We start from the raw sequence: 26,455 nt of genomic DNA on the forward strand, positions 1-26,455 counted from the left end.
TGTTACCTTCAACACTCGTCAGCATTTACTAAATATTACTTTAATTTAATTTGACAAAACTTCAAATAACAGTTTCGTGTAAGTACTGTGATAATTTTCTGCAAAAATTCCAATTATGCGCTCACCTATTTTCTGCCCAGTCCCGCGAGGAGATGGAATTTTCTGCCCTTCTGTTGCAAGGGAGAAAAGCACCCCCTCACCTATGCTGACATATGTCTGGTGTGAAGCAGGTGCAGGGCACCCAGATTAACAACGGCAGACTTGCCACGCTTTTCCATTTTCCTCCTGACCAAGGCAAAGACGATTGCGCCCACCAGCGGCGTGCGAACAGCTGCGGCAAGAAGTGCAGCAGAAGACAGCTCAAGCAATTGCGCTTCTATATCAGGGTGGTTTTGCAAGAACTCCAGCGCCTGTTGTGAGTGCGCCTTTTGTTTGGAAACCCGCTTGGGAAGCAAGGCAATGAGAACAATAAGGGATGAAGCTGACACATTAACAAGCGAACTTAATAGTTTAACATACTCACTTAAGTCATTGGGGATATTAACATTTCGCATAACACCACTTGATAGGCGATAGAACTCTTCACTTTCTTTTTGAAGAATTTCCATTTGCCGCTGAACCGCTAAAGCCAATTGCTCTGCTGTCAGAAAGAAGACCAGAGCCGAAAAGAGCAGACTTGCAAGAACCATCATTGCACATCCTCCATTGGGTACTCCGGCTTTTGTTCACCCTCCTCTTCTGTCGGAGTGTTTTTCAGCTTGTGGTCGCTTTCCTTAATCTTCATGGTCGTGACCCGATAGGCCGTGACACACTTGGAGATGGCAGTGATTATCCGATCAAACCGCCACCACAAAATAAGAATGCTAAAGCCACCGATGGCAACCCAGAATGTTCCGGCCTGTTCAAAGATAGACCCCGCTATAGCCGTAATTTCGTTAATGCCCTTAACCATGCGACCTGCCCCCAAAACTCGAGACCATCACAGATAACTATCGGTTTTTTACCCCGTTTCCGCAATTGACAATTTTAAGGGGGGTAAGAGTTAAGGAAGGGAGGAAAGGGACGCCCAGCGGCAGGCTTGTTATATGCAGCCACCATATTGGCAGGTGCAGCGTGTCGGACGGCCAGCTGAAGCGCTCAACTGGCCGTCAATTTTATGCTCTATTCAAACACCAGCTTGGGAGCTGCCTGATGCCCCTCACCGCCGCTTAAGCTCTGGGCGATTTGGCTAGCGATGCCTTGATAGGCTTTGGCCGCAGTGCCCTGCGGATGGCTGGCCACCACTGGCGTACCGGCATCAGATTGTTCGCGCACTTCCATGGTGAGCGGAACTTCACCAAGGAAAGGAACACCCAGTTTTTCCGCCTCCTTACGCGCACCGCCATTGCCGAAGATCTCGTGACGGCCACCACAATCAGGACACACAAAGTGGCTCATATTTTCAACGATACCCATGACAGGGATCGCAACCTTTTCAAACATGCTCACGCCGCGCCGCGCATCCAGCAGTGCCAGATCCTGCGGGGTGGAGACAATTACCGCCCCTTCCAGTGGCACTTTCTGCGCCATAGTAAGCTGCACGTCGCCTGTTCCAGGGGGCATATCCACCACCAGAACATCCAGCTCGCCCCATGTGACTTCACGCAGCATCTGGTTGAGGGCGGAGACCACCATAGGGCCGCGCCAGATCATGGCCGTTTCTTCTTCCACCAGAAAACCAATGGACATAAGCTTGATGCCATGAGCTTCCAGGGGCTTCATCAAACGCCCCTCAAGTGCCTCTGGCTTGCCGTGGGCACCCATCAGTTTGGGGATGGAAGGCCCGTAGATATCTGCATCCAAAAGGCCGACTTTCAGCCCCTGTTGCGACAGGGCCAGCGCAAGATTGGCGCTGGTGGTGGACTTTCCAACACCGCCCTTGCCGGAGGCAACCGCAATAATGGACTTGATGCCCGGCACTCCGAGCTTTTGCAGACCACCGCTTGCAGGTGCAGGCTTTGCGCCTTGCGGGCGCGGCGGACTCGCCTGCGGGGAACCTGGCGTTTTTTCCGCCGTCAGCGCCACCATCACCTTTTCCACGCCCGGAAGAACCGAGACTACCTTTTCAGCAGCCTGCCGCAGCCCGTCCAGCTGCGCCGCCCGCTCTTGAGGCACCCTAACAGAAAACACGACTTTTCCGCTGGAGATAAACAGGTCTGCAACCAGACCCAGATCGACGATATTACCAGTCCCTTCGGGGCCCTTAATCTGTCGCAGGACATCCAGAACCCTCTCATTGGTGAGGTTTGCCATTTTGTCCCATCCTCCTCATTCATATAGCACATTGCTGATAACTGCCTAAACCAGCGAGGGTTTTCGGTCAATTGCCCATGCTGTCGCAGGTATTGCCACAATCGCGTGGTTTGGGCTCCTAAAGGTGTTTGTATCTCAAATTAGATATGTATCCCTATGAACTTCTCCTATTGTCAAAGTGGGAAGGTTTATTCAAGACTAAGCCATCGCCTTTTGGGGGGACCAAGAGAGCGACCGCTGCACTATAACTTTTGGGGTACATAATGGCAGATCCGTTTTCTCTTTCACGCAGGGCATTCTTGGGCGGTGTAGCCGCCGCTGGCGCTGCAAGCATCATGCATCCATATTCCGTTCTCGCCAGCGCAGGTACAGCGCACCTGCGCCTTATGGAAACCACCGACTTGCATGTTCACGTCTTCCCCTATGATTACTACCGTGACCAGCCAATTGATACAGCAGGCCTTGCGCGCACCGCCTCCATTATCAAGCGCATCCGCGGTGAAGCCAGCAACACCATGCTGGTGGACAACGGCGACTTTTTGCAGGGCAACCCCATGGGCGATTATATCGCCTATGAGCGAGGCATGAAGGAAGGGGATATGCATCCGGTCATTGCCGGCATGAATACCCTCGGCTATGACGCGGCCACTCTAGGAAACCACGAATTCAACTACGGTCTGGACTTCCTGTTCAAAACGCTGGCAAGGGCGAACTTTCCCTTTGTGTGCGCCAACTTCAACAAAGGGCAGCTGGGCGCCACTGGCCGCGGGGACGATTTATTCATGAAGCCCTACGTTATCGTTGAAAAGACGATAACGGACGGTGCTGGCAAGACCCACCCCATTAAAGTGGGCTTTATCGGCTTTGTTCCACCGCAAATCATGAACTGGGATCAACGCCACCTTGTTGGCAAGGCGGGCGTACGCGGCATAGTGGATGCGGCAAAAGCGTGGGTGCCAGAAATGAAGGAAAAGGGCTGTGACATTATCGTTGCCCTGTCCCACTCGGGAATTGATGCGGGCCAGTTCCATGAGAACATGGAAAACGCCTCCTTGCACCTTGCAGGCGTTGAGGGAATTGATGCCCTGTTTACAGGCCACCACCATCTTGTCTTCCCCGGCCCTGCCTATGAGGGGCTGCCCGGCGTAGACACAAAAAAAGGAACCTTGCGCGGCAAACCCGCTGCCATGGGCGGCTTCTGGGGCTCGAACCTTGGGGTGATCGACCTGATGCTGGAGCGCGATGGCAACAGCTGGCGCATTGCCAATTTCATGAGTGAAGCGCCGAGCATCTACCACAAGGAAGGCCGCAAGAGCATTGCCGATGTTGAAAGCCTTCAAAAAGTGCTGGATTCTGTTCAAGAGGACCACGAGGCGACCCTTGCCTACGTGCGGCGCCCTGTAGGAAAAACATCAGCGCCCCTACACTCCTATTTTGCTCTTGTCGCAGATGATCCATCCGTGCAGATCGTCTCTCAAGCCCAGACTTGGTATATCAAGCAAATGCTTAAAGGGGGCGAGTATGCCGATCTTCCTGTCCTTTCTGCAGCCGCGCCATTCAAGGCAGGCGGACGGGGCGGGCCGGATTATTATACCGATGTACCTGTTGGTGATGTGGCCATTAAAAATGTCTCCGACCTTTATCTCTACCCCAACACAGTGCGGGCTGTGAAAGTAAACGGGGCCGGTGTCAAGGAATGGCTGGAGCGCTCCGCCGGTATCTTCAACCAGATCAAGGCGGGTGAGAAGGACCAGATCCTCATCAATCCTCAATACAAGAGCTACAACTTCGATGTTATGGACGGAGTTACATACCAGATTGATGTCACAGAGCCCGCCAAATATGGTCCCAAGGGCAAGTTGCTCAATGAAAATGCAAACCGCATTAAAAACCTCCAGTTCGAAGGTAAGCCCATCGACCCCGAGCAGGAGTTCATCATTGCAACAAACAATTACCGCGCCGGCGGCGGTGGCCACTTCCCCGGCATTTCCGAGGATGTAATCGTGTTTGTTGGCCCCGACACCAACCGCGATGTGCTGGTGCGCTATATTGTGGAGCAAGGCACCATCAACCCGTCCGCAGACGCCAACTGGACATTTGTACCAACTGAAGGAACCACCCTTCTGTTCGATACTGGTCCAAAGGCAACAGGCTTCATGAAGGATGTCAAAGGCGTGTCCATTGAGGCGGCTGGAGATGGTGCGGATGGCTTTGCCCGTTACCGCATAACCCTTTAGTATCCGCACCTGCGCCTGCATTCACTTTGCAGGCGCAGGTTATTTACATAACAACATATACAAATACTCACTTATACTTAAGTAAAATTATTATTATCTATTAATAACAAATATATTTATTCAATTATCTTTAGTCTTTACTATTTCAAAAGACTTATTAATCAAACTCTTTCTTAGGAAGGAGTTCAAAATGCTTATCACGCAGCTTTCCTACCGAAGTAAAATTCATTGGCCAGCGATTAAGCGCAATCTTGATGACGAGGTGGCGCTGACATTGGGACGAATTCGCCGCATTAATGCCCGCTCAGGTGTAACGGGTGCCCTTGTTTTGACGGATTCACACGTGTTCCAAATGCTGGAAGGGCCGTGGGATGCCGTGAAGATCACATTTGAGTGTGCCCTTTCCGACAAGCGCCATAGCGACCTGACGGTCCTTTGTAACGAAAAAGTACAATACCGCCTGTTCAACTGCAGCTGGATGCATTTTTGCGACCTTCGTGAGGGAGCTCTTGAAGAGTATCCTAGATTCATAAGGGCGCTGGCGACCCACAGCGAATACACCAGCCATGAAGAGTTTAAGGAAGTCCTCATCCTATTATCAATCGGCTTGAAAGAAAACGCGATTACCAACCACCTTTCACTGATGTAGCAGGGCCCCCTCCTCCCTGTTACGCTGAGCGCGTTTCCCATGTTCCATCCGCCCGGAACTGGGAAACGCAGCTCGCACTCTTGCGTGAAAGCACAAAGTGTCGCAGGCCCACACGGCCTCTTCCCCTTGTAATTACGTAGAACTTCGCCCACAAGATTGGTCAGTAGATCAATTTTCTGCGGACATAACCAATGCAGCAAAGCATTCAAGACAGTTCAGGCATATGCCCGCCTACACATAGCCCTCATACGGTTGGCTGCATTCTGGCGGGAGGCCACTCCAGCCGCATGGGCGGGGAAGATAAGTCTCAGATTTTTCTGGCGGGCGCGGCACTGGCTCAACACACTGCGGACCGGCTGAGTAAGCAGGTGCATACAACCGTTTTAAGTTGCAATGCCCCCACACAGTTTCATGCCACACTCGGTTATCCAATCCTGAAGGACACTTTGGAAGGCCACCTTGGTCCACTGGCGGGTATCTTGAGTGCAATGGAATGGACACGCAAGAACAGCGCGAGCGCAAAGTGGGTGCTATCCGTTTCGTGTGACACGCCTTTTTTTCCGCTGGACCTTGCGCACGTTCTTTCACAAGCTGCCGAAAGCCACCCTCACGCCTTTGCCATGAGCGCCTCGCAAGGCAAAACGCACCCCACATGCAGCCTCTGGCCGCTGGCACTTGAACAAGACCTTCGGGCCTACCTGCAAAACGGGGGACGATCCCTCATGGGTTTTTCCAAGGACTTTAAACCCGCCGTGGTCTCGTTCTCCATAGTGCAGAGCCAAGAAGGCCCGCTTGATCCCTTTTTCAATATTAACAATCCCGAGGATCTGGAGATGGCCCGATCCTACCTGAGTGGTAACAGGGTATCGCTTCTGTAACCCATAGATATGGCAGCCAAAGCGCCTCCCACTATTTGGAAACATAATGCAAAAGACATTTAAAAGCCTCTCCTATACGCAAGCCCTCGAAGAACTCTTAGCAAACGCTACAGCTCCTGCCACATCCCTATCAATTCCGCTCGACAGCGCCGGAGGCAGGGTTCTCAACGAGGACCTTATCAGCACCGCAAACGTGCCAAATGCAAACAACTCCGCAATGGATGGCTACGCGATTTGTGCAGCTGCAGGTACCAGCAGCATTCCTCCCGCAACATATACGGTGATGGGCAAAACGCTTGCAGGGGATAAATGTGCGCCGCAGCTACAACCCGGCCATGCCCTTCGCATTTTTACCGGAGCCTCCATTCCGCCTGGCACCACCGCTGTTGCCATGCAGGAAGAGTGCGAGGAGATTTTTCAGAACGGAATTGAATTTATCAATGTTTTCAGTCCATTAAAAGAAGGTTCTAACATACGCCTTAAAGGAGAGGATGTGAAATGCGGTGATAAAATTCTCTCCAAAGGCCAACAGCTTCGCCCGCAAGACATCGCAGCACTGGCCTCCAGTGGGCGCGACCAAGTCAGTACCTTCGCCCCTTTGAAAGTTGCTCTGGTCTCCACCGGCAATGAGCTGGTACGGCCACCCCATCCGTTAAAGGAGGGGCAGATTTACGATAGCAACCACTACCTTCTCCACGCCCTGCTCTCCACACTACCAGTGGAAATTATTGATCTTGGGATTTTGCCGGATGATACGCTGGTCACGCAAAAGGCCCTCGAAAAAGCCGCTGAAGAGTGTGATCTGGTTTTGTCCTCCGGAGGAGCCGGACAGGGGGAAGCGGATCTGATCGGCCATGTTGTTCAAACCCTTGGCTCCGCCCAGTTCTGGGAACTTGCTATCAAACCCGGACGACCCTTTATGCATGGCCGCATTGGCAACTGTGACTTTCTGGGGCTTCCGGGAAACCCTGTCGCCGCAATGGTGAGCTTCTTGAGTTTTGCCCGGCCATTCATCTTGAAAAGATCAGGAGTTGAAGAGGTTTCCCCCACTGCCCACCGTGTGCCCGCTGCCTTCAACTGGTCCCGCAAGCGCACTGGACGGAGGGAATTTTTACGTGGAAGACTTTCCATTCAAAGCAATGGTCAAACACAGGTAGAGAAGTACAAAAATGATGGTTCCGCCCTCATCTCGTCCCTGACCTACGCAAGCGGCCTTATTATCATTGATGAGCAGACCTCACAAATACATGAGGGGGACCTCATAGAGTTTATTCCTTTCAGTGCCTACGGTTTTTAAAGCATATTTTGAAAGAGCGTCCATTAACTTCATTGTAAAGGATACTATCTTGCAACGCATGACCTGCGTTGCTTAGCGGGCCTGCCTCGTGTATCTATGAGCATGGTCTAGGCACTAATTCTTGGATAGCTCCCATGCCAATACAGATGGCGGAAAATTACTCTCAAGATACAAAAGGGGCGCAGTTCGCGATAGATAAAAGCTGGCCACTCATGGATCAAGCTCTTTCGCATTTGCCCGCCCGCTCCTCCTACGAGATACTGAATTATGGTGCCGCCGATGGTGGAACCTCCATGGATTACTTCAGAAGAATTTTTGAAGAGCTGAAGGGGAAAAGGATCTATTTCACCTCCAACGATCTCCCCCAGAACAACTTCAACGGGCTTGCTCCAAATCTGGAAATACTGCGATCAGAATTCGAGGGGCTGTGCGTCTTCATTCAGCCAACTAGTTTCTACAACCTTATAGCGCGAGAGGACAGTGTGGACATTGGCTTCGCTGCGACAACCATGCACTGGCTTTCACAGGTTCCCCGCCGCGCCATCGGCCATTTACATCCAAACAGGGTCGAAGGTGACATTCGCGAACAGTTTCGGGCGCAGGCCCTTACGGATTTCGACCGTCTCCTCAAATTGCGGGCCTGCGAATTTCGCAGGGGTGGGCACTTTATTCTGGTGGATCTTGCACAAACACCGGACGGCGAGTTTTTGGGACATAACGGTACAGACCCGGACCTGTTTGATACGCTCCACGACATTTGGAAGGCGCTCTTGAACGAGAAGCTGATTTCCAAAGAAACCTTTGAGTACACACTCATAGAAAACTATTATAAGACCGCAGACGAGGTTCAGCGGATTCTCGATCTTCCCCACTCCAAGAAAAACTGGAAGGTCCATTCTCTTTCTACAAAAACAATCTCCGGTCCCAGTCGCACTCAATTTGCGCAGGACGGTGATATTTCCATTTACGCAAGTAAAGTCATGAAGGCAGTTCGCAGCTGGTGTCGACATTCCTTTATGAGTGCAGTTCAACAAACCGGCGGTGACCCAAGCACTGTTGAGCTTTTGTTTTCCCGGCTGCAACAACGCATTGCCGAAACCCCAGAGCAGTACAATGTAAGCGGCGTCCATAACTTTATCCATCTGGAACGCCTGTAGTCGTCATCTCACAAGATTATGCCAAATAGTCATGGCTCTATAGCTTCACTCCTGCGCAGAATCACGTAGATTTCAAAGAACCCATTAGGAATTGAAGATTTGGCACTATTGAGGGCTAAGCATGGCTGAGGGAAAATAATCCCCAGACACCGTCATATTTGCAATTTTTTGAAGCCTCAAGCAGTTAAAACAACACATTTTACTTCACAAAGCCGTTAAAAAGAGTTGAGTTTTAACGAAAATTAATGTTCGATTAATTCGGCTAAAGACAGAGAGCCTTCCAGAGAACTCTGCAATAAAGACCAAGGGGATTTTTAGTATGCGTTTTATGCGTTTTGCAGCGATTGCTGCCGTTGCACTTTCAGCTATCGGGGGAGCGGAAGCAAAAGAATGGACAAAGATCCGTATGGGCACCGAAGGCGCCTACCCTCCATTCAACTACACAACGGCTGACGGCACACTCACCGGCTTTGACGTGGAAATCGGCAATGCGCTGTGTGAGGAAATGCAAGTTGAGTGCGAGTGGGTAACACAGGATTGGGATGGCATCATCCCCGGCTTGATTGCAGGAAAATACGACACAATCATCGCATCCATGTCCATCACGCCCGAGCGTGAAGAAAAGATCAGTTTCTCCGAGAAATATTACAATACACCTCCGGGCATGGCTGTACAAAAGGGCTCTGACCTGAAGAGTACAAGCCCTGCTGACTTGGCTGACAAGAAAATTGGTGCACAGTCTTCCACAACGCACTCCATTTATTCCGAGCAGTTCTATCCTGACTCCAATGTAAGCCTCTACCCGACCTCTGAAGAGTACAAGCTGGACCTTGAAAACGGCCGCGTTGATGCTGTGGTTGACGATGTTATGGTGCTGACAGAGTGGGTTAAATCCGATGAGGGCGCGTGCTGTGAAATTCTTGGTACTATGAAGTCTGTTGAAGAAATTCATGGCGCAGGTGCTGGTATTGGCGTTCGCAAAGGCGATGAAGAGTTGGCAGAAAAGCTCACAGCTGCCATTGCTGCAATCCGCGCCAACGGAAAGTACAAGGAAATTAACGACAAGTACTTTACCTTCGACGTTTATGGCGAGTAATATCCCATTAACTAATTGATAACCAGAGCGGCGGGAACCCCTCCCGCCGTTCCGCATATCTACGAAAGGGATTCCCTTCGGAATGGATCAAATAATAATGCTGTTGGGGTTTGGGCCCACAGGTTGGGGAGATGAAATAGCAACCGGCATCATGATGACCGTCGGTCTTGCGCTTGCCAGCCTGCCTTTTGGGCTGGTCACCGGTTTTCTCATAGCCCTTGCAAAAAACTCAAATGAACCAAGTATCCGAACCGCCGCGAATATCTACACCACACTGTTTCGCGGTCTACCTGAACTTTTGACCCTATTCCTCGTTTATTACGGTGGCCAAATTCTCATCCAGAAAATTTTGAGCTACTTCGGAATTGGGTATTTTGAAGTGAATGCCTTTCTGGCCGGGATGATCGCACTCTCGCTCGTATTCTCGTCCTATGCATCCGAAGCTTTCCTGTCCGCGTTCCGCGCCATCTCCATCGGCCAGTACGAAGGAGCTCATGCTCTCGGGTTAAGCCAAGTGCAAACCTTGCGCCTTATTATCTGGCCGCAACTTCTGCGCCTGTCCTTGCCTGCCCTTGGCAACCTTTGGCTGATTTTGTTGAAAGAGACTTCCCTTGTCTCCATTATCGGTCTGGCAGATATCATCAGGTATTCCAATATGGCAGCCCGGACAACGAAGGAGCCCTTCTTGTTTTTCAGCGTTGCTTGCGTGATCTACCTTGTTCTGGCGGCCCTTTCTTCCGGTGTTATAAAACGCATTGAAAACTGGACCAAACGGGGTGAGGTGCAAAGATGAGCAGCTATTCCACCTATGTAAGTCCACAGCAAATTGAGGCACGCCCCGCTCCCGCAGCCTTGAAACGCACTTGGTCCATAGCCCGCGCTTTTGGCAGCTTATGGCTGGCAGCCTGGGCACTGGGCGCAGTTGGCATCCTTCTGTTTCTTGCTCAAAGCAACCATGTTGTCTTTGACCTTGGCTGGTCTGGATGGGTTCCCTTTCAAAATTCCGTTGAGATTTCGGCAAACCCCAAGTTCTTGACGAAATACGGTCCCAAACTGTTGAGCGGCCTGCTGATTACCCTTCAGCTACTGGCTATTTCTCTTGTGCTGGGCGCCCTGCTTTCCGCCCCGCTCACCGCCATGCGCCTGTCTAAGAACAAAGTTCTTTCGACCATTGCCTATGGGTATGTCTACTTCTTCCGCGGAACGCCCCTGCTGGCTCAGGTCTTCCTCATCTATTATGGGGCAGGTTCCTTTCAGGCGGAACTGAAAGCCATTGGCGTGTGGTGGATACTGCGCGAGGCGTGGTTCTGTGCCATTCTCGCCTTTACCTTGAATACCAGTGCCTATCAGGTTGAAATCCTGCGCGGTTCAATTGAAAACATGCCGAAAGGCCAATGGGAAGCTGCTGCCGCGCTTGGCCTGCCAAAATGGGTGACCTTCTGGAAGATCATTCTCCCGCAAGCACTCATTGTATCCCTGCGCCCCTACGGTAACGAAATCGTTCTGCTGATTAAAGGGTCCGCCATTGTGGCTATCATCACCATTTTGGATCTTATGGGTGAAACACGGCGGGCCTTCTCGCGCACCTATGACTTTCAGGCGTATGTGTGGGCAGCGGTTCTTTATCTCATAATGGTGGAAACACTTAGAAGACTCTGGGATAAACTGGAAAACCGGCTGACACGGCACCTCAAACGATAATAGAATAAGGCATCCATTTGGATGCCTTTTATTTTTTGCATGTTGTCTGGTGGTCGGTAGCACCTATCATAGACATCCGCCTGTATTGTTGGAGTATGACACGATGGCAAAAGTTGCTTTTATTGGTCTTGGGGTTATGGGCTATCCTATGGCTGGACATCTGGCTAAACGCGGCGGCCATGAGGTGACGGTCTACAACCGCACAACCGCAAAAGCACAAAAGTGGGCCACGGAATTTGGCGGCACGTATGCCCCTACTCCACAAGAGGCTGCAAAGGATTGTGACTTCGTATTTTGCTGCGTTGGAAATGATGATGACCTGCGATCTGTGACGACCGGTCCTGACGGAGCATTTCATGCCATGAAGGAAGGCGCTGTGTTTATCGACAACACCACCGCCTCCGCGCAGCTGGCCGAGGAACTTTATGCTCTGGCTCAGGAAAAAGGCTTCAGCTTCCTTGACGCCCCTGTATCAGGCGGGCAGGCAGGCGCAGAAAACGGTGTTCTGACAGTAATGCTGGGCGGCGATGAAGACGCGTTCAATCTTGCCAAGCCAGTCATTGAAAACTTTGCAAAGTTCGTTGGCCTAATGGGCGGTACTGGCGCTGGCCAGAAAGCCAAGATGGTCAACCAGATCTGTATCGCCGGACTGGTACAGGGCCTGTCTGAAGCCATTCATTTTGCCCAAAAGGCTGATCTGGATATTGAAAAGGTCATCTCGGCCATATCCGGCGGCGCTGCCCAGTCATGGCAGATGGAGAACCGCTGGAAAACCATGGTTGAAGGTGAGTTTGAGCACGGCTTTGCGGTGGACTGGATGCGCAAGGACCTGAAGAGCTGCCTCGACACCGCGGACCGCGTCGGCGCTCGTTTGCCTGTCACCGCACTTGTTGACCAGTTTTATGCGGAGGTTCAGGCCATGGGTGGCAGCCGCTGGGACACCTCTGCACTGCTTGCGCGTATGAACAAAGCTGACCAATAAAAATTAGCAGCCCCTTGCGAGGGGCTGCCACACGAAAGCATCCACGGCTATCCAATTGGGCTACATGCCGGGAACCTTGGGCTTTTCAGCGGGAACATAGCTCAAAGGCAACTCTGTTGTGTACTTGATCTGCTCCATGGCGAAGGTGGTAGAAACATCAGAGATTTCGATCTTGGCAATTAGCCTTTGATAGAAGTTATCATAGGCTTCGATATCCGGAACCGCCACGCGCAGCAAATAATCCACTTGCCCGGCCATGCGGTAAAACTCCACAACCTCGGGAAACTCTTTGATCACGTCCGCAAATTTGCGCAGCCAGTCATCGTTGTGCCGGTTTGTTGTAATGGACACAAAGGCAGTGACACGGGCATTGACTTTTTTGGGATCAAGAATGGCCACACGGCGGGTGATAACGCCATCTTCTTCCAGCTTTTGAATCCGTCGCCAGCAAGGGGTCGTAGACAGACCGACACGACGTCCGATTTCCGCGACCGGTATTGTGCTGTCTTCCTGTAAAATCGCTAGGATCCGCCTATCAATGCGATCAATCATGTTTCGCCCCCCAAATATTTTTCTTGGTTCTTATGTTAAACACCGTAGATTGTATCTGGATTAGGGAAAAAATCTACCAGATACTACGCGTAGTTATCTCTCATTGTAGTATTTTTTTTCAATATTCAATTGAGGTTGAGCAACCGTACCCAGATGCACGCACTTGTATTGGCTAAAGAGCTGCAGACGTCTTAAAGATGGTCGAATCTAACATCAAGATTCTTGGATTAACTTTTTAACATGTACCCGCAAGGTTGGCAGAACCTCCTCAGAAAACCATGGGTTCCTGGATAGCCACGCATTGTTTCGCCATGAAGGATGAGGGAGAGGAAGAATACGCGGCCCCTCCCCGCGCTCAAACCGCTCGCCGGTAACGTGCCAAATAAACCGCCAGTTTTCGACTGTCTCCCGCATGGACCGGCCCTTAAGATCCCCAAGGTGATATGCTTGGGCATACTGACCAATGGCAATAACGGTTTCCAATTGGGGCATCGCGGAGAAAATTCTATCATGCCACGTGGCGCGGCATTCAGGCCGTGGAGGCTTGTCGCCACCGTGTTTATCAAGACCGGGAAAACAAAGCCCCATGGGCACGATTGCCAATAAATCAGAATTATAAAAGACTTCTTTATCCATGGACAGCCAATCCCTGAGCCTGTCCCCCGAGGGGTCGGTAAAAGGACGGCCCGAGGCATGAACACGGGTTCCAGGAGCTTGTCCGGCAATACGCAAACGGGCGGTTGCAGACATAACAACCACAGGGCGGGGCGTATGGGGTAAGGGTGCGCGCTTTGGTCTATCAACACACACACGGCACCGCGCTATTTGCTGTTTTAGGCAGCCAACGTCCGTTTCGTCGATATGCTCTCGCGTTTCTTTACTCTCTGGAACCATTTATTCAGATTTTCCAGTTTCTCGGGGACTGGAATTTTGCTGGGTTTCAAAAAATTCACTGCAACATAAGTTGTGATATCGGCAATTGTAAAGCGATCACCCGCGACAAACTCATTTTGTGCCAGCTGGCTATCAAATACGTTGAGAGCCTCCAAAGCGCGTTGCCGGTTCGCCTCCCCCCATTGCTCTATCTGCGGAACTTCAAGTTTAGCCATGGCTAAACTGGTATGGCGCAGGCAATGCTGGGCAGGCCCCAAAATATTGAACTCGGCGCGCCTGTTCCACATTTCAATTAGTGCCTGTTCCTTTGCCAAAAGGCCCATAAGCGGATGAAGGGGGTACATTTGTTCAAGATAACGGCAAATTGCATGAGATTCAGAAATATACGTCCCGTCAGCAAGCTCTAACACTGGAATACGCTGCATGGGATTTCGCGCTGAAAACTCATCGGTTTTCAACTCTCCTTCCATGAACTCCAATTCCACAGTTTCCAGTTTGATGTTTTTTTCGCGAACGAAAATGTTGACCCTAAGCGGATTGGGCGCCATCTCGTGTGTGTATAATTTCATACCCCTCTCCTGATAGTTATAATTGGTTGCTTCTTATGCATGGAAATCATTTCCTCAGCATGAAGCAACTCCGTACATCTATCCTAATTATTTTAATTATTTACTTACCATAGAAGTCAGAGCAATCTTAACATTATGTATTCATCCTAATCGAAAGCATAGCTTCCCTTGAAAGCAACTGTAATCCAACTGACGTAATCTAGGTGTAGGCGGGTGAAAATACGCTCAAGTATGAACGACACACCCATAAATCGCGACCGATTCAGAAAACGCCATGAGGTTGTTAAGGCGCTTAAGGCTGCCCGTAAACGCTTCAAAAAAGACGAGGAAGTGCGGCCCAGCTTTGAAGTGGACTTGACGCTGATGTTCATTCGCAACCGGCTCAGTGCAATATTTGCAATGCCGTTGTTTGTGGTGGTTGTGGCGGCAATATCCAGCATCTGGATTAAAATCGCTTGGGTAAGTGTATGGCTTCTGTTTGCCTTGAGCATTCATCTGTTGGTTTATATTTCAACCCACCAGCTTGAAAAGGCGGTAGAAGCCTCGCCAAACCTGAGGAACGTAAGGCGGGAGCTGTTGCTTGGTGAAGCACTTTATGGCCTGAGCTGGTCCAGTTTCTTCCTGTTAAACATTGCCCACACACCTACGGAGGGCTTTGAGGTTTTCCAGTTTGCAACCATGCTGATTGTTATTGCCATGGCTGCCATGCTGTCTGCCCCCATGCCCAATGCCCTGATTCTGGGAACCGTTCCCATTACCTTCACCCTCATTTACTGCTTTATGACCTACGCAACACCCATTCATTACGCTATGGCGGCCATGGCTGTTGGCGCACAAGGTTTTTTTCTCATACTATCCCGGCAGGTGCACGCATCGGCCCTGACCATGCTGGAGTATCGGGCAGAAAAAGACGATTTGATCGTGGAGCTGGAGCAGCTCAATGCTATCTCCTTGGAATCTCGCCGCCGCGCCGAGGAAGCCAACTTGGCAAAATCCAGATTTCTGGCCGCCGTCAGCCATGAGCTTCGCACGCCGCTCAATGCGATTCTTGGCTTCTCCGAGGTTATGAAAGACGAACTTCTGGGCAAGATAGGCAACCAACGCTATGCGGAATATAGCAATGATATTCATAGTTCCGGCCAACACCTTTTGAACCTCATAAACGAAATTCTAGATCTCTCCCGAATTGAGGCGGGCCGTTATGAACTGCACGAGGAGGCCGTTTCCCTTGCGGAGATAAGCGACCAATGCACCCAGATGCTCACAATGCGAGCGGCCTATAAATCAATTGATTTGCATGAAGAGCATGAAGCCAGCCTGCCGAAAGTGTGGGCAGATTCGCGTGCCATCCGCCAGATTATCCTGAACCTGCTGACGAACGCTATCAAGTTCACTCCCAAGCGCGGAGAAGTCAGGGTATCAGTGGGATCTACCGTAACAGGCGGACAGTTCATTTCTATCAAGGACAACGGACCGGGCATTCCTGAAAAAGAGATGCCCACTGTTCTTCAGGCGTTCGGGCAAGGTTCGCAGGCCATTAAAAGTGCGGAACAAGGCACCGGCCTTGGGTTTTCCATTGTACAGGCCCTCACGGTCATGCACGATGGCGAGTTCCACATTTCCTCCACGCCCCACTGTGGTACGACTGTAACCATCAGCCTACCTGCAAAACGCATACTAAAAAGCAATCAAACCTTGGATGAAAGCCCATACCACGCATCTCAGCCGCGCGATGATTTGAAATCCTATCCTTCCCAATGAGGAATTTTTCAAACTTAATTATAGCCTTCTATCTGTAACAGCTTTTCCCAAATGGCTTGGGCAACAATTCCAACGGAACTACCACGTTTGCGCATTTGGAAAAGAGGTACATGAACATCTGGATACCCTTCCACATTGAGGGCCACCAACTCACCTTGCTCCAATTCGTCTTGCACATAGTGATCCGGCATTCCGCCCCACCCCATACCTTTTAAGAGTATTTCCTTCTTCGTTGGAAAATCGGATACAGTCCACTTCAATCCACCGGGCAAGAGCCCTCTGGTCTGTTTGGAATCTCCCTGACTGCTGTCAGCCACAATAATCTGCGTGTAATTTTGCATTTCACTGGTGGACTTCAGATAGCTGGTTTTAGCGGGTTCGAAGTCACGGTGTGCCACAGGAATCATGGTTGTGGATGCATGGGGAAGCGCCTCGATCATGTCCGCAGCAACACCATGAATCGTCGTAATGATGATGTCCGCTTCTTCACGATACAACCTTTCAATGACGCCGCCCATACTCTCACGGGTCAAGCGAATATGGGTCGCCGGATAGCTTTTTGCCATTTCACTCACCAATCCCAAAAGAGGTGAGAGCGGATAGATTCCGTCAACCGCAACCACCACTTCGGCTTCTTGCTTTGCACTCAGGCAGTTGGCGACGTTTTTCAATTCCTGCATGCTAAACAGAACCCGGGTGGCATTACGGTAGAATACTTCCCCTTCTGGCGTGAGTTTGGGCCTGTATTCAGCGCGGGACAAAAGCTCAACGCCAACTTCGTCCTCAAGCTTCTTCAGCATATGGCTTAAAGCGCTTTGAGATTTATTCAGGTGTTCAGCTGCAGCGCGGAACGTTCCTTGGGTAACAATCGCCTTCAAGACAACTAGTTGTTCATGTGTCACAAAATGCCTCGCCAAAGATGATCTAATATTTCGATTATTATAGTGAAAAAACAATATTATTAATAGATAATTTTTCTCGGTAGGTTCGCTTCAGTCAAACATCACAGATTGAGGGAACTGATTATGAACACTAACGAATTTCGCATCATTCATAAAGACGATCTACCTTTGGGCGGTTTTGCAGGGATTGTTGAAACAAGAATGGTCATGAATCCGAGCCTGTGGGCATCTGCAAAAAACAGAACCGACATCAGCCATGGTCTAGGTGATTTTATCTACCTTGCCAACGGTTATTTTAAAGCGGACGACGGTGCCCCAATGCACCCACATTCTAATGTGGACATTGTTAGTTTCATTCCCAAAGGCGCAGTAGGACATACCGGATCCATGGGGCATGGCACAACTATCACGGGCCCCGGCGTACAGGTTCAGCGGGCAGGAACTGGCATCCAGCACTCCGAGTTTAGCCTGAATGGAGAAACCGCCGACCTCGTGCAAATTTGGTTTAACCCGCCAGAAAAAGATCTGGAACCCGCCTATAGGGATTTCAAACTGGAAAAAAACGGTCTCACCACCGTATTGGGTGGAAATGAGGCTGATACATTCCACAATACAATGACTTGCAAAATAGGATACCTGAACGACCACGAGATTCTCAGTCTTGATGGGCCTTTCATTGTCCTCGTTACGGACGGAACTGCCATCGCAAACGGTATTCCAGTAAAAGCCGGCGACTTAATCGAGGGAAACTCTTTGGAGCTCACGTCTCACGAAAGCCTCGGCTTGGTAGTAATTCACTTTACTGAAAATTCCTAGAATCACAGTTACGGAGAAACCCCATGAAAATTATCGCATTTGGTGCAAGCAGTAGCGCAACCTCCATCAATAAAAAGCTAGCTGGTTACGCTGCCTCACTGGTTGAGGGCGGCGAGGTGGAAGTCCTTGATCTGAATGATTTTGAACTTCCCCTTTTCAGTGAGCAAAGGGAAAAAGAGCTTGGCCAGCCAGAACTTGCCAAAGCTTTCTTTGAAAAAATCAAAGGAGCGGATGCGGTTATCGCCTCTTTTGCGGAGCACAACGGGAGTTATTCCGCCGCTTACAAAAACCTTTTCGACTGGGTTTCACGTATTGACCAGAAGGTCTTTCAAGATAAGCCAACCGTTTATCTTGCCACCTCCCCTGGCCCTGGTGGTGCAAAAAGTGTCCTTCAGGCAGCTGTAGGCTCCGCGCCCTTCTTTGGTGTGGACCTGAAAGCAAGCCTGTCCATTCCAAGCTTCTACGATAATTTTGACATGGAAGCAGGTAGCTTGCGCAAAGGGGAATTAGACTCACAGCTGCAAGCCGCCGTACAAAAGCTCTACTCCAACTAGCCGTGCAGAAAATGTAGGATGAGCCGCAGATATCCTCTTGGAGGAACCCATCTGCGGCTTCGTCCGTTTAAAATATAAAAGTTAGAGTGCGGAGCGTGAATGCCAATGAACGCAGCGTGCTTTAAGCGGGCAGCCCTTCAAGTTTTGGGAGGTGCTCCAGCTCCTCGTCCCACTCCGCTTTACTTGCCATAAAGATATGGGCATTGGGTTCCATCTTCACGGTTGTATCAAGGGAGCCCGCTGGAACGACCAACAACTTTCCACCCATTTGCTGATTGGGCAAGGCAGAGCCACAGGATTTACAAAAGCTTCTGGCGTGCCGTGTTTCAGGCAGCTGGTAGGTTGCAATGACCTCTTGCCCGCAAATCCACTCCACACTGGCACTGGTTGAAAACAAGTTTGCCGCATGGGCAGACCCCGTATCCTTCCGGCAATGCGCGCAGTGGCAGAGGAAAAAACTCTCAAACTCTCCATGCACTTCATAGCGCACACTCTTACAAAGGCATGAGCCTTGATATGTCTTGGTCATTCCGCCCCCCAATTTGGCAAGGTACACAACAAATCACTCTATAAGTTGTGTCTGCTCCCATAATCTGCGGTAAACCCTAGGCCATATTGTGCTAGTAGGCCAACTCCTTTTAACGGGCCCCTCCTCTTCAAACCCACTGTCATTAAGGACGCAAGATGAAAACTGTGACCATTCCGCTTTCCGGCCTCTTTGAGGTTCACACCCAACGCGACCAAGTGAACGCGGAAAAGATGACAAAGCTGATTAACGGGCGTGGCAACGCCTTCTCGCGCGACCCTGCCTATGACCATGTGACAGCATCAGCTTTTATACTCAATGAAGAACGCTCCAAAGTGCTTTTAACCCACCATGCCAAACTTGGTAAATGGTTTCAGCTAGGCGGGCATTGTGATGGTATTAAAGATCCATTTTTCAGTGCGCTCAAAGAAGCCTATGAAGAAAGTGGGCTTTTGCGAATTGAAGCACCAAGCCGCCAGATATTTGACATCGACATTCATTTGATCCCCTCAATCAAGGGAGATCCGGCGCACTACCACTATGATATCCGGTATATTTTTTACGCAGATGAGCATCAAGAAACAGTGATTTCAGAGGAATCCAACGATCTCAAATGGATACCACTTGGAGAGTTGGAGCAGTATACGCAGGACTATGGAGTTCTTGTTCTCAAAGAGAAACCGGCGGGATTCACTTCATAGATATGATAGATTTTACTTAGTTAATTCAATATTTTAGCGTAACATCTTCACGCAGATTTTGAAGACAGGCGCTCATTTTTCAAAGGGATGTTTTTAAAGAAAAGCCGAGGGTGGCCCGCTTCTCGCGGGCCTCTCTTGCTTATTCAGCGGAATCTTGCCCACTCACACCCGCATCCCCAAATGTTGCCATACCCGAATGGGTCAGGGCGGCAGCTTTCACGATGCCTGCCGCAATGGCGGCACCGGAGCCCTCACCAAGGCGCATTCCCAAGTTCAGAAGCGGGTCACCTGCCATCAATTCGACAGCCCGCTGGTGGGAAGGCTCGGCAGATCCATGCGCAAACAGACAATGATCAAGAGCGCTCTCATCCATTGAATACAAAATTGCTGCAGCGGAGGATGCAACAAATCCGTCGATAATCACTGGAACCTGCTGCATGCGGGCTGCAAGAATAACACCGGCCATGGCGGCAATTTCGCGCCCGCCCAAACGGCGTAGAACTTCCAAGGGGTCCATGACTCCGGGACCACCGCAGCGCTGAACGGCCTGCTCTACCAGCTGACGTTTCTTTTCAAGTGCAGCGCCTGCAACGCCAGTACCGGGGCCAACCCAGTCTGCGGCGGTTCCGCCGAACAGCGCATAGTAGATGGCAGAGGCGACCGTAGTGTTGGCAATGCCCATCTCACCGATGCACAAAAGGTCGGTTCCTCCGGATATCGCTTCCATTCCAAAGGCCATTGTGGCCGCGCAGGCGGCTTCATCAAAAGCATCTTCTTCGGAAATATCTCCAGTTGGCATTTCCAAGGCCAGCTCAAACACTTTCAAGCCAAGATCATAGGCAATGCAAAGCTGGTTAACTGCCGCGCCGCCCGCTGCAAAGTTCTCCACCATTTGCGCTGTGACTTCCGGCGGAAATGCAGAAACGCCTTTTTTAGCGATGCCGTGGTTACCTGCAAACACCGCAACCAGTGGCCGTGTTACCCTTGGCTTTGGCTGCCCCTGCCAAGCGGCAAGCCATTCAACAATTTTCTCCAGACGGCCCAGCGATCCCGCAGGCTTGGTCAATTGAGCGTCGCGGGCCTTAACCGCCGCAACTGCTTCCAAATCCGGCCCCGGCATTGCCTCCACCAGATTGCGAATATCATCAAACGGTAGGCCAGTCGTGGATAAAGACATGAAGGGTTCCCCAAAAACTATACGTTGCAAAACAGATTTTGCGCTAACTCACCCCCTGCTCTATAACCAACGCGCGAATTTTACAATTTGGACAAACGCTTAAATAATAATTTCCTCGATTTTCCGGGCAAAAAATTAAAAAGGGGCATGTGAAGATCAATGAACGACAGTAAAGGTTTGGGGATTGTTCAAGGCCTCACCCAAGACGTGGCGGCCTGCATACGGTTCTTCTCCCGTATTCCTGTACCAGCGCTTGGAAAAGCGGATGACCCGTGCAGAGCACCGGATTTTCAGCGCCTTGCCAAAGTAATTCCCATTGCCGGTGTGGTTATCGCCCTTCTGCCTGCTCTCTTCATGCTGCTTCTAAGTGCCAGCAACCTGCCAAGCTTTGTTATTGCCGGTGTTGTGGTGAGTGTGAGCGTTGCCAGCATGGGCTGCCTGCACGAAGACGGGCTTTCCGATGTTTGTGACGGTTTTTTTGGCGGGCATACAAAGGAGCTGCGCCTTGAAATCATGAAGGACAGCCGCATTGGAGCCTTTGGAGCCGCCGCACTTATCTTATCCCTTGGGCTACGGTGGGGACTGCTGACGGCGCTTCTGGAACGCTATTCTCCCCTTTTCGCCATTCTTGTTTTTCTTGCTTCCGAACTCTTCAGCCGCTTTGCCTTTGTCGCCCTTTGGCAAAAGCTGCCCGCTGCCTATGAAGGTGGGCTCTCTCAAAAATTTGGCAAGCCGGATGCAAGCGGGGTGCTGCAAGCCGGTCTCATAACCGTCCTACCCCTCTTGCTGTTTTTGTTTTCCCCCTCAGGCGGAAATCTAATAGCCTCGCTAGTGGTTGGTGGAATAACCACTTGGTGTCTGGCACGATTGACTATGAAAAAAATCGGCGGTGTCACCGGAGACGTTTTGGGGGCCGCTCAGCAGCTTTCTTCCCTAGGCTTTCTAATTGGCTGGTTATTGATTTGACTGAATATCAAGGCATCCGCCTATTTCTTTCAACGCTGATGCAAAATGGTTTAGAAGCTCTTCACGTTTTTCCTCTATTTCTAGTGGGAGCTGCAATTTACGGGCAAAGACTTTTATGAGGCAATGGATCTTTCTTTTACTCGTGTGCACTTTGCTGGCCTCTTGTTCTTCGCGCCCAAGAACAGGAGCCTTGGCCATTTCTTTAGAGCCAGCGGCCGGAACGAGCGAGGAAACCATTTTAATTGCCACAACACGGGAACGCTCTGAACAGGAAAATACTCTTTACGGAGGGGAACGGGGCAACAGCGTACTGGATTTTGCCTCTGTTACCGTTTCCATTCCCCCCACTCATGTTCCCGGTGAGATCGAATGGCCTTCTTCGCCGCCCGGTGACCCCGAGACAGACTTTGTAGTTCGCAATGCAGATTTCATAGATGGCAGCGCGCAGTTTACAGGTGCATTGCGACGGCAGATAGCAAAACGGCCTTTTGAACAACGCTCATCCATGGTCTTTATTCACGGGTATAACACCTTGTTTGCCGAGGCCATTTTTCGTTATGCCCAATTCTCGCATGACTCCGAATTTGCAGGGGTTCCTGTCTTATTCACATGGGCTTCGCGCGGGGATGTAACCAATTATGTTTACGACAGCAACAGCGCTACAATTGCGAGGGACGGCCTTGAGGAGCTTTTATTAACGGTTTCAAATAACACACCGGATTCCGTTTATATTGTCGCCCACTCCATGGGAAACTGGACCTTGCTGGAAACCCTGCGGCAAATGAAGATAGATGGCAACAACATCCTAGAAAACAAGAGGGTATTTGTTGTTCTGGCAGCACCTGATGTGGATGTGGATGTGTTTAAACAGCAGCTCAAACGCATAGGACCAACTGCGAACCCGTTCGTTGTGATGTTATCACGCGATGACCGCGCCCTGCGTCTTTCCCGCCGCATTGCTGGTGGCAAAGACCGTGTCGGGGCCTATGTAAATGATGAGGAACTTGCCGATCTGGGTGTTATAGTCCTTGATCTTACAGATGTTCAAAGTAACGATGCGTCCCGCCACACGAAATTTGCGGAAATAGCCAGTGACATCCCCCAGATCAGGCAGTTAATCCGTAAAAACAGCATAGGTAGAAGAGCAAAGGACCGCACATTCTCCAGCACCTTTGCCACCGCCGGACAAGGTGTGGGCACGATAATTGGAAGAGCGACTGATGTGGTGATTACCCTACCGCGCACCTTGCTCACCCCCAATACGACGCGATAAGGTTCGCACACCAGCATAAAACTCAAAGATTACATTGGAGTATCCTTAGGTTCCGCAACAACTCCTTAGAGGGCTTTCCCATTTACAATCGACCAGTGATGTGGCTGCAATTCGCGTAATGATTTGAAAACCAGCTTATTATCCGCATTGGAAATTGCAGCCATAACACCCCCACCCCAGTGCACCAGTCGCTCCTGACAAATCCCGCAGGGAGTCAGGATGAGGTAGGGTTCATGTTCACTTTCCCTGCAAATACATAGGGAGTGGGTCACGTCCTCATCGAGTTTGTGCGCCTCAAGAATAGAGCCGACCTCCATACACAGCGACAACCCGTCATTCTTGGTATCGGGGGCAACACTGGTCAGTATTTTCCCGCTCGCAGTTCTGATCGCCGCAGCTCCTCCCCATCCGATAGGGTAGCGCCGTTCAATCAACTGTATAGCTGCTTTAAAAAGGGACTGCTCTATCTCATTCGACATCTTGCTGCTTTCATGTACAATTAGTTGTATATCAACCTGACGTAACATCTAATAATATGCAAGCTGATTACAGATAGAGCACCTTCATAAGTACAGGCTTTAATTTGCAAACCGGAGCTTTGCTTGTAAAAGTCCAAAGTAGGAGAAAAATAGCAATGCAAGAAAAAGAACCGGACCTTGTAACATCCGACCTTTCAAAGCATCTCACAGAGGGCGGTGTAAGCGTTGAACTTTGTATTTATCGACTTGAAGACTGCCCTGATTGGACCCTCGAGGTAGTAAATTCAAATGGTACATCAACCGTCTGGGATGACACTTTTAAATCTGACACTGCCGCTTATGAAGAGTTTCAAAAGACGGTTGCTGAAGAAGGGATGGCAGTATTCTTGGATGATGACAGCGTAGTCAACTTTCCATTAAACTAGCTCGTTCAGACTGGTCGACGCTGGACTGCAATTGCGAAAGCAAGCAACCAAGGCCTTGAACGACAGAAACGCCCAGACATCGAATTTCCTCCGTTGGCTTCAATAAATCTGGTACCATGACCGTGACCATACCTGCGGCCGTAGCCGCACGGATACCAGTATGGGAATCCTCCAAAGCAAGGCATTGTGAAGGACGGCCGCCCACCGCGGCGGCAGCCTTTAAGAAAGTCTCAGGATGAGGCTTGCCGAATTCTACATCCGTTCGGGTTACGACAGCATCAATTCGATCAATGATCCCCGCTTTGTCCAGACGATCCAGAGCCAGCGCCCGAGGGGTGGAGGTAGCTACGGCCCTCGGAATGTTAAAATCCTTCAACCAATCAAGTATTTCGCTCGCACCCTGACGCAATGGAATATTTTTCGCGCATAAGGCACGAAACCGATCCCGACAATTTTCATGGTACTTATCGATTGCGAATTCATCGCCGAAGTGCGCCTTCAGCTTCGCGTCCCCTATTTCTTTGGGAGTGCCGATCAAGCTGAGATGAAGAGTATCATGCATGATATGACCAAGGTCCTCGCAGGCACCGAAGATAGCCGACCGATAAAGCCTTTCTGTGTCTAGCAGCAACCCATCCATATCAAATATTACAGCGTCCAACGGAACAGGAAACATCCGCGGCTCCTTCGTTGTGTAGGCATTTTCGGTTAGAACTTCATTTTATAGTAGCGCGGTAATCTACCCCCGTGCAATTTTCAACGGAAGCCACCACAGAATGCTCGAAAATTCATAGCGATAAATTTGACCAAAATAACATATCTATGCAGATAATTATTTACTTAGTGGGTAGATTTGAAGGACCTTTACCATGCCGGTCGATGACAAACATCAGGGACAGCCTGAACAATCCAACAAAGGAGAGGTTCTCAGCTGTCGGCACGCGGATGTAGTCAAATCTGAAAACTTCAAATTTGTCAAATTGACTTTCAATATTCAGCAGTCAATTGGTATCAAGTCGCACTCCCATTTTGAATGCGACTTGTCAAATTAGTACGGCGACGGCTATCTGCTAGGGACCGTGACTTTAGGAAACAGTGCGCGCATCTGTGCAATCAAAGAAGCACCGTCTGGCCCCTTAGTAGCAGTCAAGTTGTAGTAAGGATATGGCATGTTTGAAAGCTCACTAAACGGTCCATACGGATAACTTGTGGTCCCGGTGTGAACCGTAGCTTCGGGACTGCCCTCATATTGGAACAGTCCCATAGCCTTGTTCAACGTGTCTCCGTTGTATTCATCATTGAACTCGAAATAGTTGTATCCCATAAAGAAAGTTGTACTGTTTGACGTTCCCGCGTCATGCTTTTTTAAGTAGCTTTCAAGTATCGCAATTTGTGTCAGCGCGGCCTCGACCTGCAAGTTTGGCGGGTTAAAGTCATATCGGTTGGCCGTGAACACTTCCATGAATAACAGGGGTACTTCAAATTGCTCAAAAGGCCAGCCAGATTGCCAATTGTCGTAGGCATTCAAAGTCTCAGATAAACTGCATTTAAATGGCTTCGATGTACCGATTTGGCTAACGTTTATGCTATTATAGTAGTAATCCATGTATTCGGGGTCCACTGTCGCCAAACCCTTCACCTGTACATCAAAGTAACCTCCCAGCGCACTATGAAGTGCGCAGCCATTGGGCAAAGGCGTTTTTGTGGATACGCCATTTACCACGCATCCGAACCAACTTGTTTTGCCGTTTCCGCCCTGATCAGCGTTAGAGAAGGTTGCAGATATCGGAGTGTTTGTATTCTTTATATTTTGACTCCAAGAGCTATTTCGTAAGTTATAAATCCACCAAATAGTCCGTGCCAGAAAATTAGCTGCACTTGTTGGTGGGGACATGAGCCCTTCGCCAATATCGCCTTCATTACCAACACTTATGGAATGAACTGCTTTATGAACATTGCCAGTCTTTGGATCAATTATGCTGTTCACAATTTGCCGAAAACAGACCTGGATACTGCCTGGAGCACTTTCAAAGGAATAGTCGGGAAGTGTCGCGTGGTTCCAAGCATATTCAGAATCACTCAAAAAATAGTCTGAAACCGGGATAATTACTTTAAGCCCTTGCTTCTCGGCATAATCGAGAAAGTTAAGATGCGCACGACCATAGAATTTATTTTTTGGCGTCGCTCCTCTTGCCCCGTTCCAATTGTAGAGGCGTACCACATTAAATCGATTTTTTCCGAGCGTTCGCAAGTCGCCTCGGTAATGTGCCCCATTGTTGTAAGGATTACTTTTGCTTCCGTCAGGAGCCAACTGGAATTGGTCTCCCCATAATGATTGGAAGGCATCGTTAGCAAAATCAGAGTCATTGGTTTGGGTGTCTGGAACTCCAACAACCCAACCTTTCCATGTGGGGCTATAGTCCACCCCACGCGCAATCTCACCTTGATACCTATTTTGTATAATTCTCTTATCCACGATGTCATCCTCCTAAGAAGAGCTACAAAAATTGGTTTCGTTGACTTTCCCTGCGCATAAAAATACTTGTATTTGTTTGAGATCGTTTATCTCTC

Annotated in this window: 29 protein-coding genes; 16 read left to right on the forward strand and 13 right to left on the reverse strand. The window is 50.1% G+C overall.

The window, feature by feature from the left end; translation table 11 throughout:
- Positions 1 to 200 precede the first annotated feature (200 nt).
- The 3 genes from P6574_RS10895 to apbC all read right to left on the reverse strand — a co-directional run bounded on the left by P6574_RS10895 (position 201) and on the right by apbC (position 2,292).
- The gene (locus P6574_RS10895) at positions 201 to 692 is read right to left on the reverse strand and encodes a hypothetical protein (RefSeq protein ID WP_310620304.1); all 492 of its coding nucleotides are present in this window, start codon (positions 690 to 692) and stop codon (positions 201 to 203) included.
- Positions 689 to 952, reverse strand: coding sequence for a hypothetical protein (locus P6574_RS10900; protein ID WP_310620305.1), 264 nt, complete (start codon positions 950 to 952; stop codon positions 689 to 691). Before P6574_RS10900 ends, P6574_RS10895 begins: the two co-directional genes overlap by 4 nt.
- Positions 953 to 1,161: 209 nt before the next feature.
- Positions 1,162 to 2,292 (reverse strand): iron-sulfur cluster carrier protein ApbC, encoded by a 1,131-nt coding sequence (gene apbC / locus P6574_RS10905; protein ID WP_310620306.1) that lies wholly within the window; start codon positions 2,290 to 2,292, stop codon positions 1,162 to 1,164.
- 263 nt (positions 2,293 to 2,555) lie between these two features.
- Here apbC and P6574_RS10910 point away from each other — a divergent pair, with 263 nt between their 5' ends.
- The 9 genes from P6574_RS10910 to P6574_RS10950 all read left to right on the forward strand — a co-directional run bounded on the left by P6574_RS10910 (position 2,556) and on the right by P6574_RS10950 (position 12,289).
- Positions 2,556 to 4,529: a bifunctional 2',3'-cyclic-nucleotide 2'-phosphodiesterase/3'-nucleotidase gene (locus P6574_RS10910; protein ID WP_310620307.1), complete on the forward strand. Its 1,974-nt coding sequence runs from the start codon at positions 2,556 to 2,558 to the stop codon at positions 4,527 to 4,529.
- Positions 4,530 to 4,719: 190 nt separating this feature from the next.
- Positions 4,720 to 5,178 carry a BLUF domain-containing protein gene (locus P6574_RS10915; RefSeq protein ID WP_310620308.1) on the forward strand — a complete coding sequence of 153 codons (459 nt, stop codon included), beginning with the start codon at positions 4,720 to 4,722 and terminating at the stop codon, positions 5,176 to 5,178.
- Positions 5,179 to 5,369: 191 nt separating this feature from the next.
- Positions 5,370 to 6,056: a molybdenum cofactor guanylyltransferase MobA gene (gene mobA / locus P6574_RS10920; protein WP_310620309.1), complete on the forward strand. Its 687-nt coding sequence runs from the start codon at positions 5,370 to 5,372 to the stop codon at positions 6,054 to 6,056.
- A 46-nt stretch (positions 6,057 to 6,102) separates the two neighbouring features.
- On the forward strand, positions 6,103 to 7,353 hold the full coding sequence (locus P6574_RS10925; RefSeq protein ID WP_310620310.1) for a molybdopterin molybdotransferase MoeA: 1,251 nt from the start codon (positions 6,103 to 6,105) through the stop codon (positions 7,351 to 7,353).
- Positions 7,354 to 7,499: 146 nt separating this feature from the next.
- Positions 7,500 to 8,510: a class I SAM-dependent methyltransferase gene (locus P6574_RS10930; RefSeq protein WP_310620311.1), complete on the forward strand. Its 1,011-nt coding sequence runs from the start codon at positions 7,500 to 7,502 to the stop codon at positions 8,508 to 8,510.
- 319 nt (positions 8,511 to 8,829) lie between these two features.
- Positions 8,830 to 9,606 (forward strand): ABC transporter substrate-binding protein, encoded by a 777-nt coding sequence (locus P6574_RS10935; RefSeq protein ID WP_310620312.1) that lies wholly within the window; start codon positions 8,830 to 8,832, stop codon positions 9,604 to 9,606.
- Between the two features lie 82 nt (positions 9,607 to 9,688).
- Positions 9,689 to 10,399, forward strand: a complete 711-nt coding sequence (locus P6574_RS10940) for an ABC transporter permease (protein WP_310620313.1) — start codon at positions 9,689 to 9,691, stop codon at positions 10,397 to 10,399.
- Complete coding sequence (locus P6574_RS10945; protein ID WP_310620314.1) at positions 10,396 to 11,307, forward strand: ABC transporter permease; 912 nt, start codon at positions 10,396 to 10,398, stop codon at positions 11,305 to 11,307. Before P6574_RS10940 ends, P6574_RS10945 begins: the two co-directional genes overlap by 4 nt.
- 103 nt (positions 11,308 to 11,410) lie before the next feature.
- On the forward strand, positions 11,411 to 12,289 hold the full coding sequence (locus P6574_RS10950) for an NAD(P)-dependent oxidoreductase (protein ID WP_310620315.1): 879 nt from the start codon (positions 11,411 to 11,413) through the stop codon (positions 12,287 to 12,289).
- A 60-nt stretch (positions 12,290 to 12,349) separates the two neighbouring features.
- Here P6574_RS10950 and P6574_RS10955 read toward each other — a convergent pair whose 3' ends face one another.
- From P6574_RS10955 to P6574_RS10965, 3 genes are all read right to left on the reverse strand, one after another.
- Positions 12,350 to 12,841: an Lrp/AsnC family transcriptional regulator gene (locus P6574_RS10955; protein WP_310620316.1), complete on the reverse strand. Its 492-nt coding sequence runs from the start codon at positions 12,839 to 12,841 to the stop codon at positions 12,350 to 12,352.
- Between the two features lie 213 nt (positions 12,842 to 13,054).
- Positions 13,055 to 13,735: a uracil-DNA glycosylase family protein gene (locus P6574_RS10960; RefSeq protein ID WP_310620317.1), complete on the reverse strand. Its 681-nt coding sequence runs from the start codon at positions 13,733 to 13,735 to the stop codon at positions 13,055 to 13,057.
- Positions 13,675 to 14,304 (reverse strand): glutathione S-transferase family protein, encoded by a 630-nt coding sequence (locus P6574_RS10965; protein WP_310620318.1) that lies wholly within the window; start codon positions 14,302 to 14,304, stop codon positions 13,675 to 13,677. Before P6574_RS10965 ends, P6574_RS10960 begins: the two co-directional genes overlap by 61 nt.
- A 213-nt stretch (positions 14,305 to 14,517) precedes the next feature.
- Between P6574_RS10965 and P6574_RS10970 the strand changes: the two genes are divergently transcribed.
- Positions 14,518 to 16,065 carry a sensor histidine kinase gene (locus P6574_RS10970; protein WP_310620319.1) on the forward strand — a complete coding sequence of 516 codons (1,548 nt, stop codon included), beginning with the start codon at positions 14,518 to 14,520 and terminating at the stop codon, positions 16,063 to 16,065.
- A 14-nt stretch (positions 16,066 to 16,079) separates the two neighbouring features.
- Here P6574_RS10970 and P6574_RS10975 read toward each other — a convergent pair whose 3' ends face one another.
- Entirely contained in the window at positions 16,080 to 16,967 is an 888-nt protein-coding gene (locus P6574_RS10975; RefSeq protein WP_310620320.1) for a LysR family transcriptional regulator, read from the reverse strand.
- Between the two features lie 123 nt (positions 16,968 to 17,090).
- Here P6574_RS10975 and P6574_RS10980 point away from each other — a divergent pair, with 123 nt between their 5' ends.
- Complete coding sequence (locus tag P6574_RS10980) at positions 17,091 to 17,783, forward strand: pirin family protein (RefSeq protein ID WP_310620321.1); 693 nt, start codon at positions 17,091 to 17,093, stop codon at positions 17,781 to 17,783.
- A gap of 23 nt (positions 17,784 to 17,806) precedes the next feature.
- Positions 17,807 to 18,337, forward strand: coding sequence for an NADPH-dependent FMN reductase (locus P6574_RS10985; protein WP_310620322.1), 531 nt, complete (start codon positions 17,807 to 17,809; stop codon positions 18,335 to 18,337).
- 121 nt (positions 18,338 to 18,458) lie between these two features.
- Here the strand turns inward: P6574_RS10985 and P6574_RS10990 are convergent, their stop codons facing one another.
- Positions 18,459 to 18,866 carry a GFA family protein gene (locus tag P6574_RS10990; RefSeq protein ID WP_310620323.1) on the reverse strand — a complete coding sequence of 136 codons (408 nt, stop codon included), beginning with the start codon at positions 18,864 to 18,866 and terminating at the stop codon, positions 18,459 to 18,461.
- A 155-nt stretch (positions 18,867 to 19,021) separates the two neighbouring features.
- On the opposite strand from P6574_RS10990, the gene P6574_RS10995 reads away from it, so the two are divergent.
- The gene (locus tag P6574_RS10995) at positions 19,022 to 19,564 is read left to right on the forward strand and encodes an NUDIX hydrolase (protein WP_310620324.1); all 543 of its coding nucleotides are present in this window, start codon (positions 19,022 to 19,024) and stop codon (positions 19,562 to 19,564) included.
- A gap of 139 nt (positions 19,565 to 19,703) precedes the next feature.
- Here the strand turns inward: P6574_RS10995 and cobT are convergent, their stop codons facing one another.
- Positions 19,704 to 20,741, reverse strand: coding sequence for a nicotinate-nucleotide--dimethylbenzimidazole phosphoribosyltransferase (gene cobT / locus P6574_RS11000; protein WP_310620325.1), 1,038 nt, complete (start codon positions 20,739 to 20,741; stop codon positions 19,704 to 19,706).
- Between the two features lie 159 nt (positions 20,742 to 20,900).
- On the opposite strand from cobT, the gene cobS reads away from it, so the two are divergent.
- Positions 20,901 to 21,707: an adenosylcobinamide-GDP ribazoletransferase gene (cobS, locus tag P6574_RS11005; protein WP_310620326.1), complete on the forward strand. Its 807-nt coding sequence runs from the start codon at positions 20,901 to 20,903 to the stop codon at positions 21,705 to 21,707.
- Here the strand turns inward: cobS and P6574_RS11010 are convergent.
- Positions 21,696 to 21,905, reverse strand: coding sequence for a hypothetical protein (locus P6574_RS11010; RefSeq protein WP_310620327.1), 210 nt, complete (start codon positions 21,903 to 21,905; stop codon positions 21,696 to 21,698). The two genes, cobS and P6574_RS11010, sit on opposite strands and share 12 nt — an antisense overlap.
- Between P6574_RS11010 and P6574_RS11015 the strand changes: the two genes are divergently transcribed.
- A complete protein-coding gene (locus P6574_RS11015) occupies positions 21,898 to 22,980 on the forward strand; it encodes an alpha/beta hydrolase (RefSeq protein WP_310620328.1) in 1,083 nt (360 codons plus the stop codon). The two genes, P6574_RS11010 and P6574_RS11015, sit on opposite strands and share 8 nt — an antisense overlap.
- 65 nt (positions 22,981 to 23,045) lie before the next feature.
- On the opposite strand, the gene P6574_RS11020 is transcribed toward P6574_RS11015, so the two are convergent.
- Positions 23,046 to 23,459: a cytidine deaminase gene (locus P6574_RS11020; protein ID WP_310620329.1), complete on the reverse strand. Its 414-nt coding sequence runs from the start codon at positions 23,457 to 23,459 to the stop codon at positions 23,046 to 23,048.
- Between the two features lie 155 nt (positions 23,460 to 23,614).
- On the opposite strand from P6574_RS11020, the gene P6574_RS11025 reads away from it, so the two are divergent.
- A complete protein-coding gene (locus tag P6574_RS11025; protein WP_310620330.1) occupies positions 23,615 to 23,884 on the forward strand; it encodes a hypothetical protein in 270 nt (89 codons plus the stop codon).
- Here P6574_RS11025 and P6574_RS11030 read toward each other — a convergent pair.
- Together P6574_RS11030 and P6574_RS11035 are read right to left on the reverse strand one after the other, a co-directional pair.
- The gene (locus P6574_RS11030; protein ID WP_310620331.1) at positions 23,865 to 24,560 is read right to left on the reverse strand and encodes an HAD family hydrolase; all 696 of its coding nucleotides are present in this window, start codon (positions 24,558 to 24,560) and stop codon (positions 23,865 to 23,867) included. The two genes, P6574_RS11025 and P6574_RS11030, sit on opposite strands and share 20 nt — an antisense overlap.
- A gap of 387 nt (positions 24,561 to 24,947) precedes the next feature.
- Positions 24,948 to 26,360 carry a hypothetical protein gene (locus P6574_RS11035; protein ID WP_310620332.1) on the reverse strand — a complete coding sequence of 471 codons (1,413 nt, stop codon included), beginning with the start codon at positions 26,358 to 26,360 and terminating at the stop codon, positions 24,948 to 24,950.
- Between the last annotated feature and the right edge of the window lie 95 nt (positions 26,361 to 26,455).

The organism is Pseudovibrio sp. M1P-2-3 (assembly GCF_031501865.1).
In the GTDB taxonomy this organism is placed as follows: Bacteria; Pseudomonadota; Alphaproteobacteria; order Rhizobiales; family Stappiaceae; genus Pseudovibrio; species Pseudovibrio corallicola.

Bases quoted from the DNA above. Each gene is read 5' to 3' on its own strand.
- P6574_RS11020 (WP_310620329.1), bottom strand. From the start codon at position 23,459: ATGTCGAATGAGATAGAGCAGTCCCTTTTTAAAGCAGCTATACAGTTG.
- P6574_RS10965 (WP_310620318.1), bottom strand. From the start codon at position 14,304: ATGAAATTATACACACACGAGATGGCGCCCAATCCGCTTAGGGTCAAC.
- P6574_RS10960 (WP_310620317.1), bottom strand. From the start codon at position 13,735: ATGGTTCCAGAGAGTAAAGAAACGCGAGAGCATATCGACGAAACGGAC.
- P6574_RS10895 (WP_310620304.1), bottom strand. From the start codon at position 692: ATGATGGTTCTTGCAAGTCTGCTCTTTTCGGCTCTGGTCTTCTTTCTG.
- P6574_RS11010 (WP_310620327.1), bottom strand. From the start codon at position 21,905: ATGGCCAAGGCTCCTGTTCTTGGGCGCGAAGAACAAGAGGCCAGCAAA.
- cobS (WP_310620326.1), top strand. From the start codon at position 20,901: ATGAACGACAGTAAAGGTTTGGGGATTGTTCAAGGCCTCACCCAAGAC.
- cobT (WP_310620325.1), bottom strand. From the start codon at position 20,741: ATGTCTTTATCCACGACTGGCCTACCGTTTGATGATATTCGCAATCTG.
- mobA (WP_310620309.1), top strand. From the start codon at position 5,370: ATGCAGCAAAGCATTCAAGACAGTTCAGGCATATGCCCGCCTACACAT.
- P6574_RS10950 (WP_310620315.1), top strand. From the start codon at position 11,411: ATGGCAAAAGTTGCTTTTATTGGTCTTGGGGTTATGGGCTATCCTATG.
- P6574_RS10910 (WP_310620307.1), top strand. From the start codon at position 2,556: ATGGCAGATCCGTTTTCTCTTTCACGCAGGGCATTCTTGGGCGGTGTA.
- P6574_RS10945 (WP_310620314.1), top strand. From the start codon at position 10,396: ATGAGCAGCTATTCCACCTATGTAAGTCCACAGCAAATTGAGGCACGC.
- apbC (WP_310620306.1), bottom strand. From the start codon at position 2,292: ATGGCAAACCTCACCAATGAGAGGGTTCTGGATGTCCTGCGACAGATT.
- P6574_RS11025 (WP_310620330.1), top strand. From the start codon at position 23,615: ATGCAAGAAAAAGAACCGGACCTTGTAACATCCGACCTTTCAAAGCAT.
- P6574_RS10995 (WP_310620324.1), top strand. From the start codon at position 19,022: ATGAAAACTGTGACCATTCCGCTTTCCGGCCTCTTTGAGGTTCACACC.
- P6574_RS10980 (WP_310620321.1), top strand. From the start codon at position 17,091: ATGAACACTAACGAATTTCGCATCATTCATAAAGACGATCTACCTTTG.
- P6574_RS10985 (WP_310620322.1), top strand. From the start codon at position 17,807: ATGAAAATTATCGCATTTGGTGCAAGCAGTAGCGCAACCTCCATCAAT.
- P6574_RS10935 (WP_310620312.1), top strand. From the start codon at position 8,830: ATGCGTTTTATGCGTTTTGCAGCGATTGCTGCCGTTGCACTTTCAGCT.
- P6574_RS10955 (WP_310620316.1), bottom strand. From the start codon at position 12,841: ATGATTGATCGCATTGATAGGCGGATCCTAGCGATTTTACAGGAAGAC.
- P6574_RS10940 (WP_310620313.1), top strand. From the start codon at position 9,689: ATGGATCAAATAATAATGCTGTTGGGGTTTGGGCCCACAGGTTGGGGA.
- P6574_RS11030 (WP_310620331.1), bottom strand. From the start codon at position 24,560: ATGTTTCCTGTTCCGTTGGACGCTGTAATATTTGATATGGATGGGTTG.
- P6574_RS10990 (WP_310620323.1), bottom strand. From the start codon at position 18,866: ATGACCAAGACATATCAAGGCTCATGCCTTTGTAAGAGTGTGCGCTAT.
- P6574_RS10900 (WP_310620305.1), bottom strand. From the start codon at position 952: ATGGTTAAGGGCATTAACGAAATTACGGCTATAGCGGGGTCTATCTTT.
- P6574_RS10925 (WP_310620310.1), top strand. From the start codon at position 6,103: ATGCAAAAGACATTTAAAAGCCTCTCCTATACGCAAGCCCTCGAAGAA.
- P6574_RS10915 (WP_310620308.1), top strand. From the start codon at position 4,720: ATGCTTATCACGCAGCTTTCCTACCGAAGTAAAATTCATTGGCCAGCG.
- P6574_RS10930 (WP_310620311.1), top strand. From the start codon at position 7,500: ATGGCGGAAAATTACTCTCAAGATACAAAAGGGGCGCAGTTCGCGATA.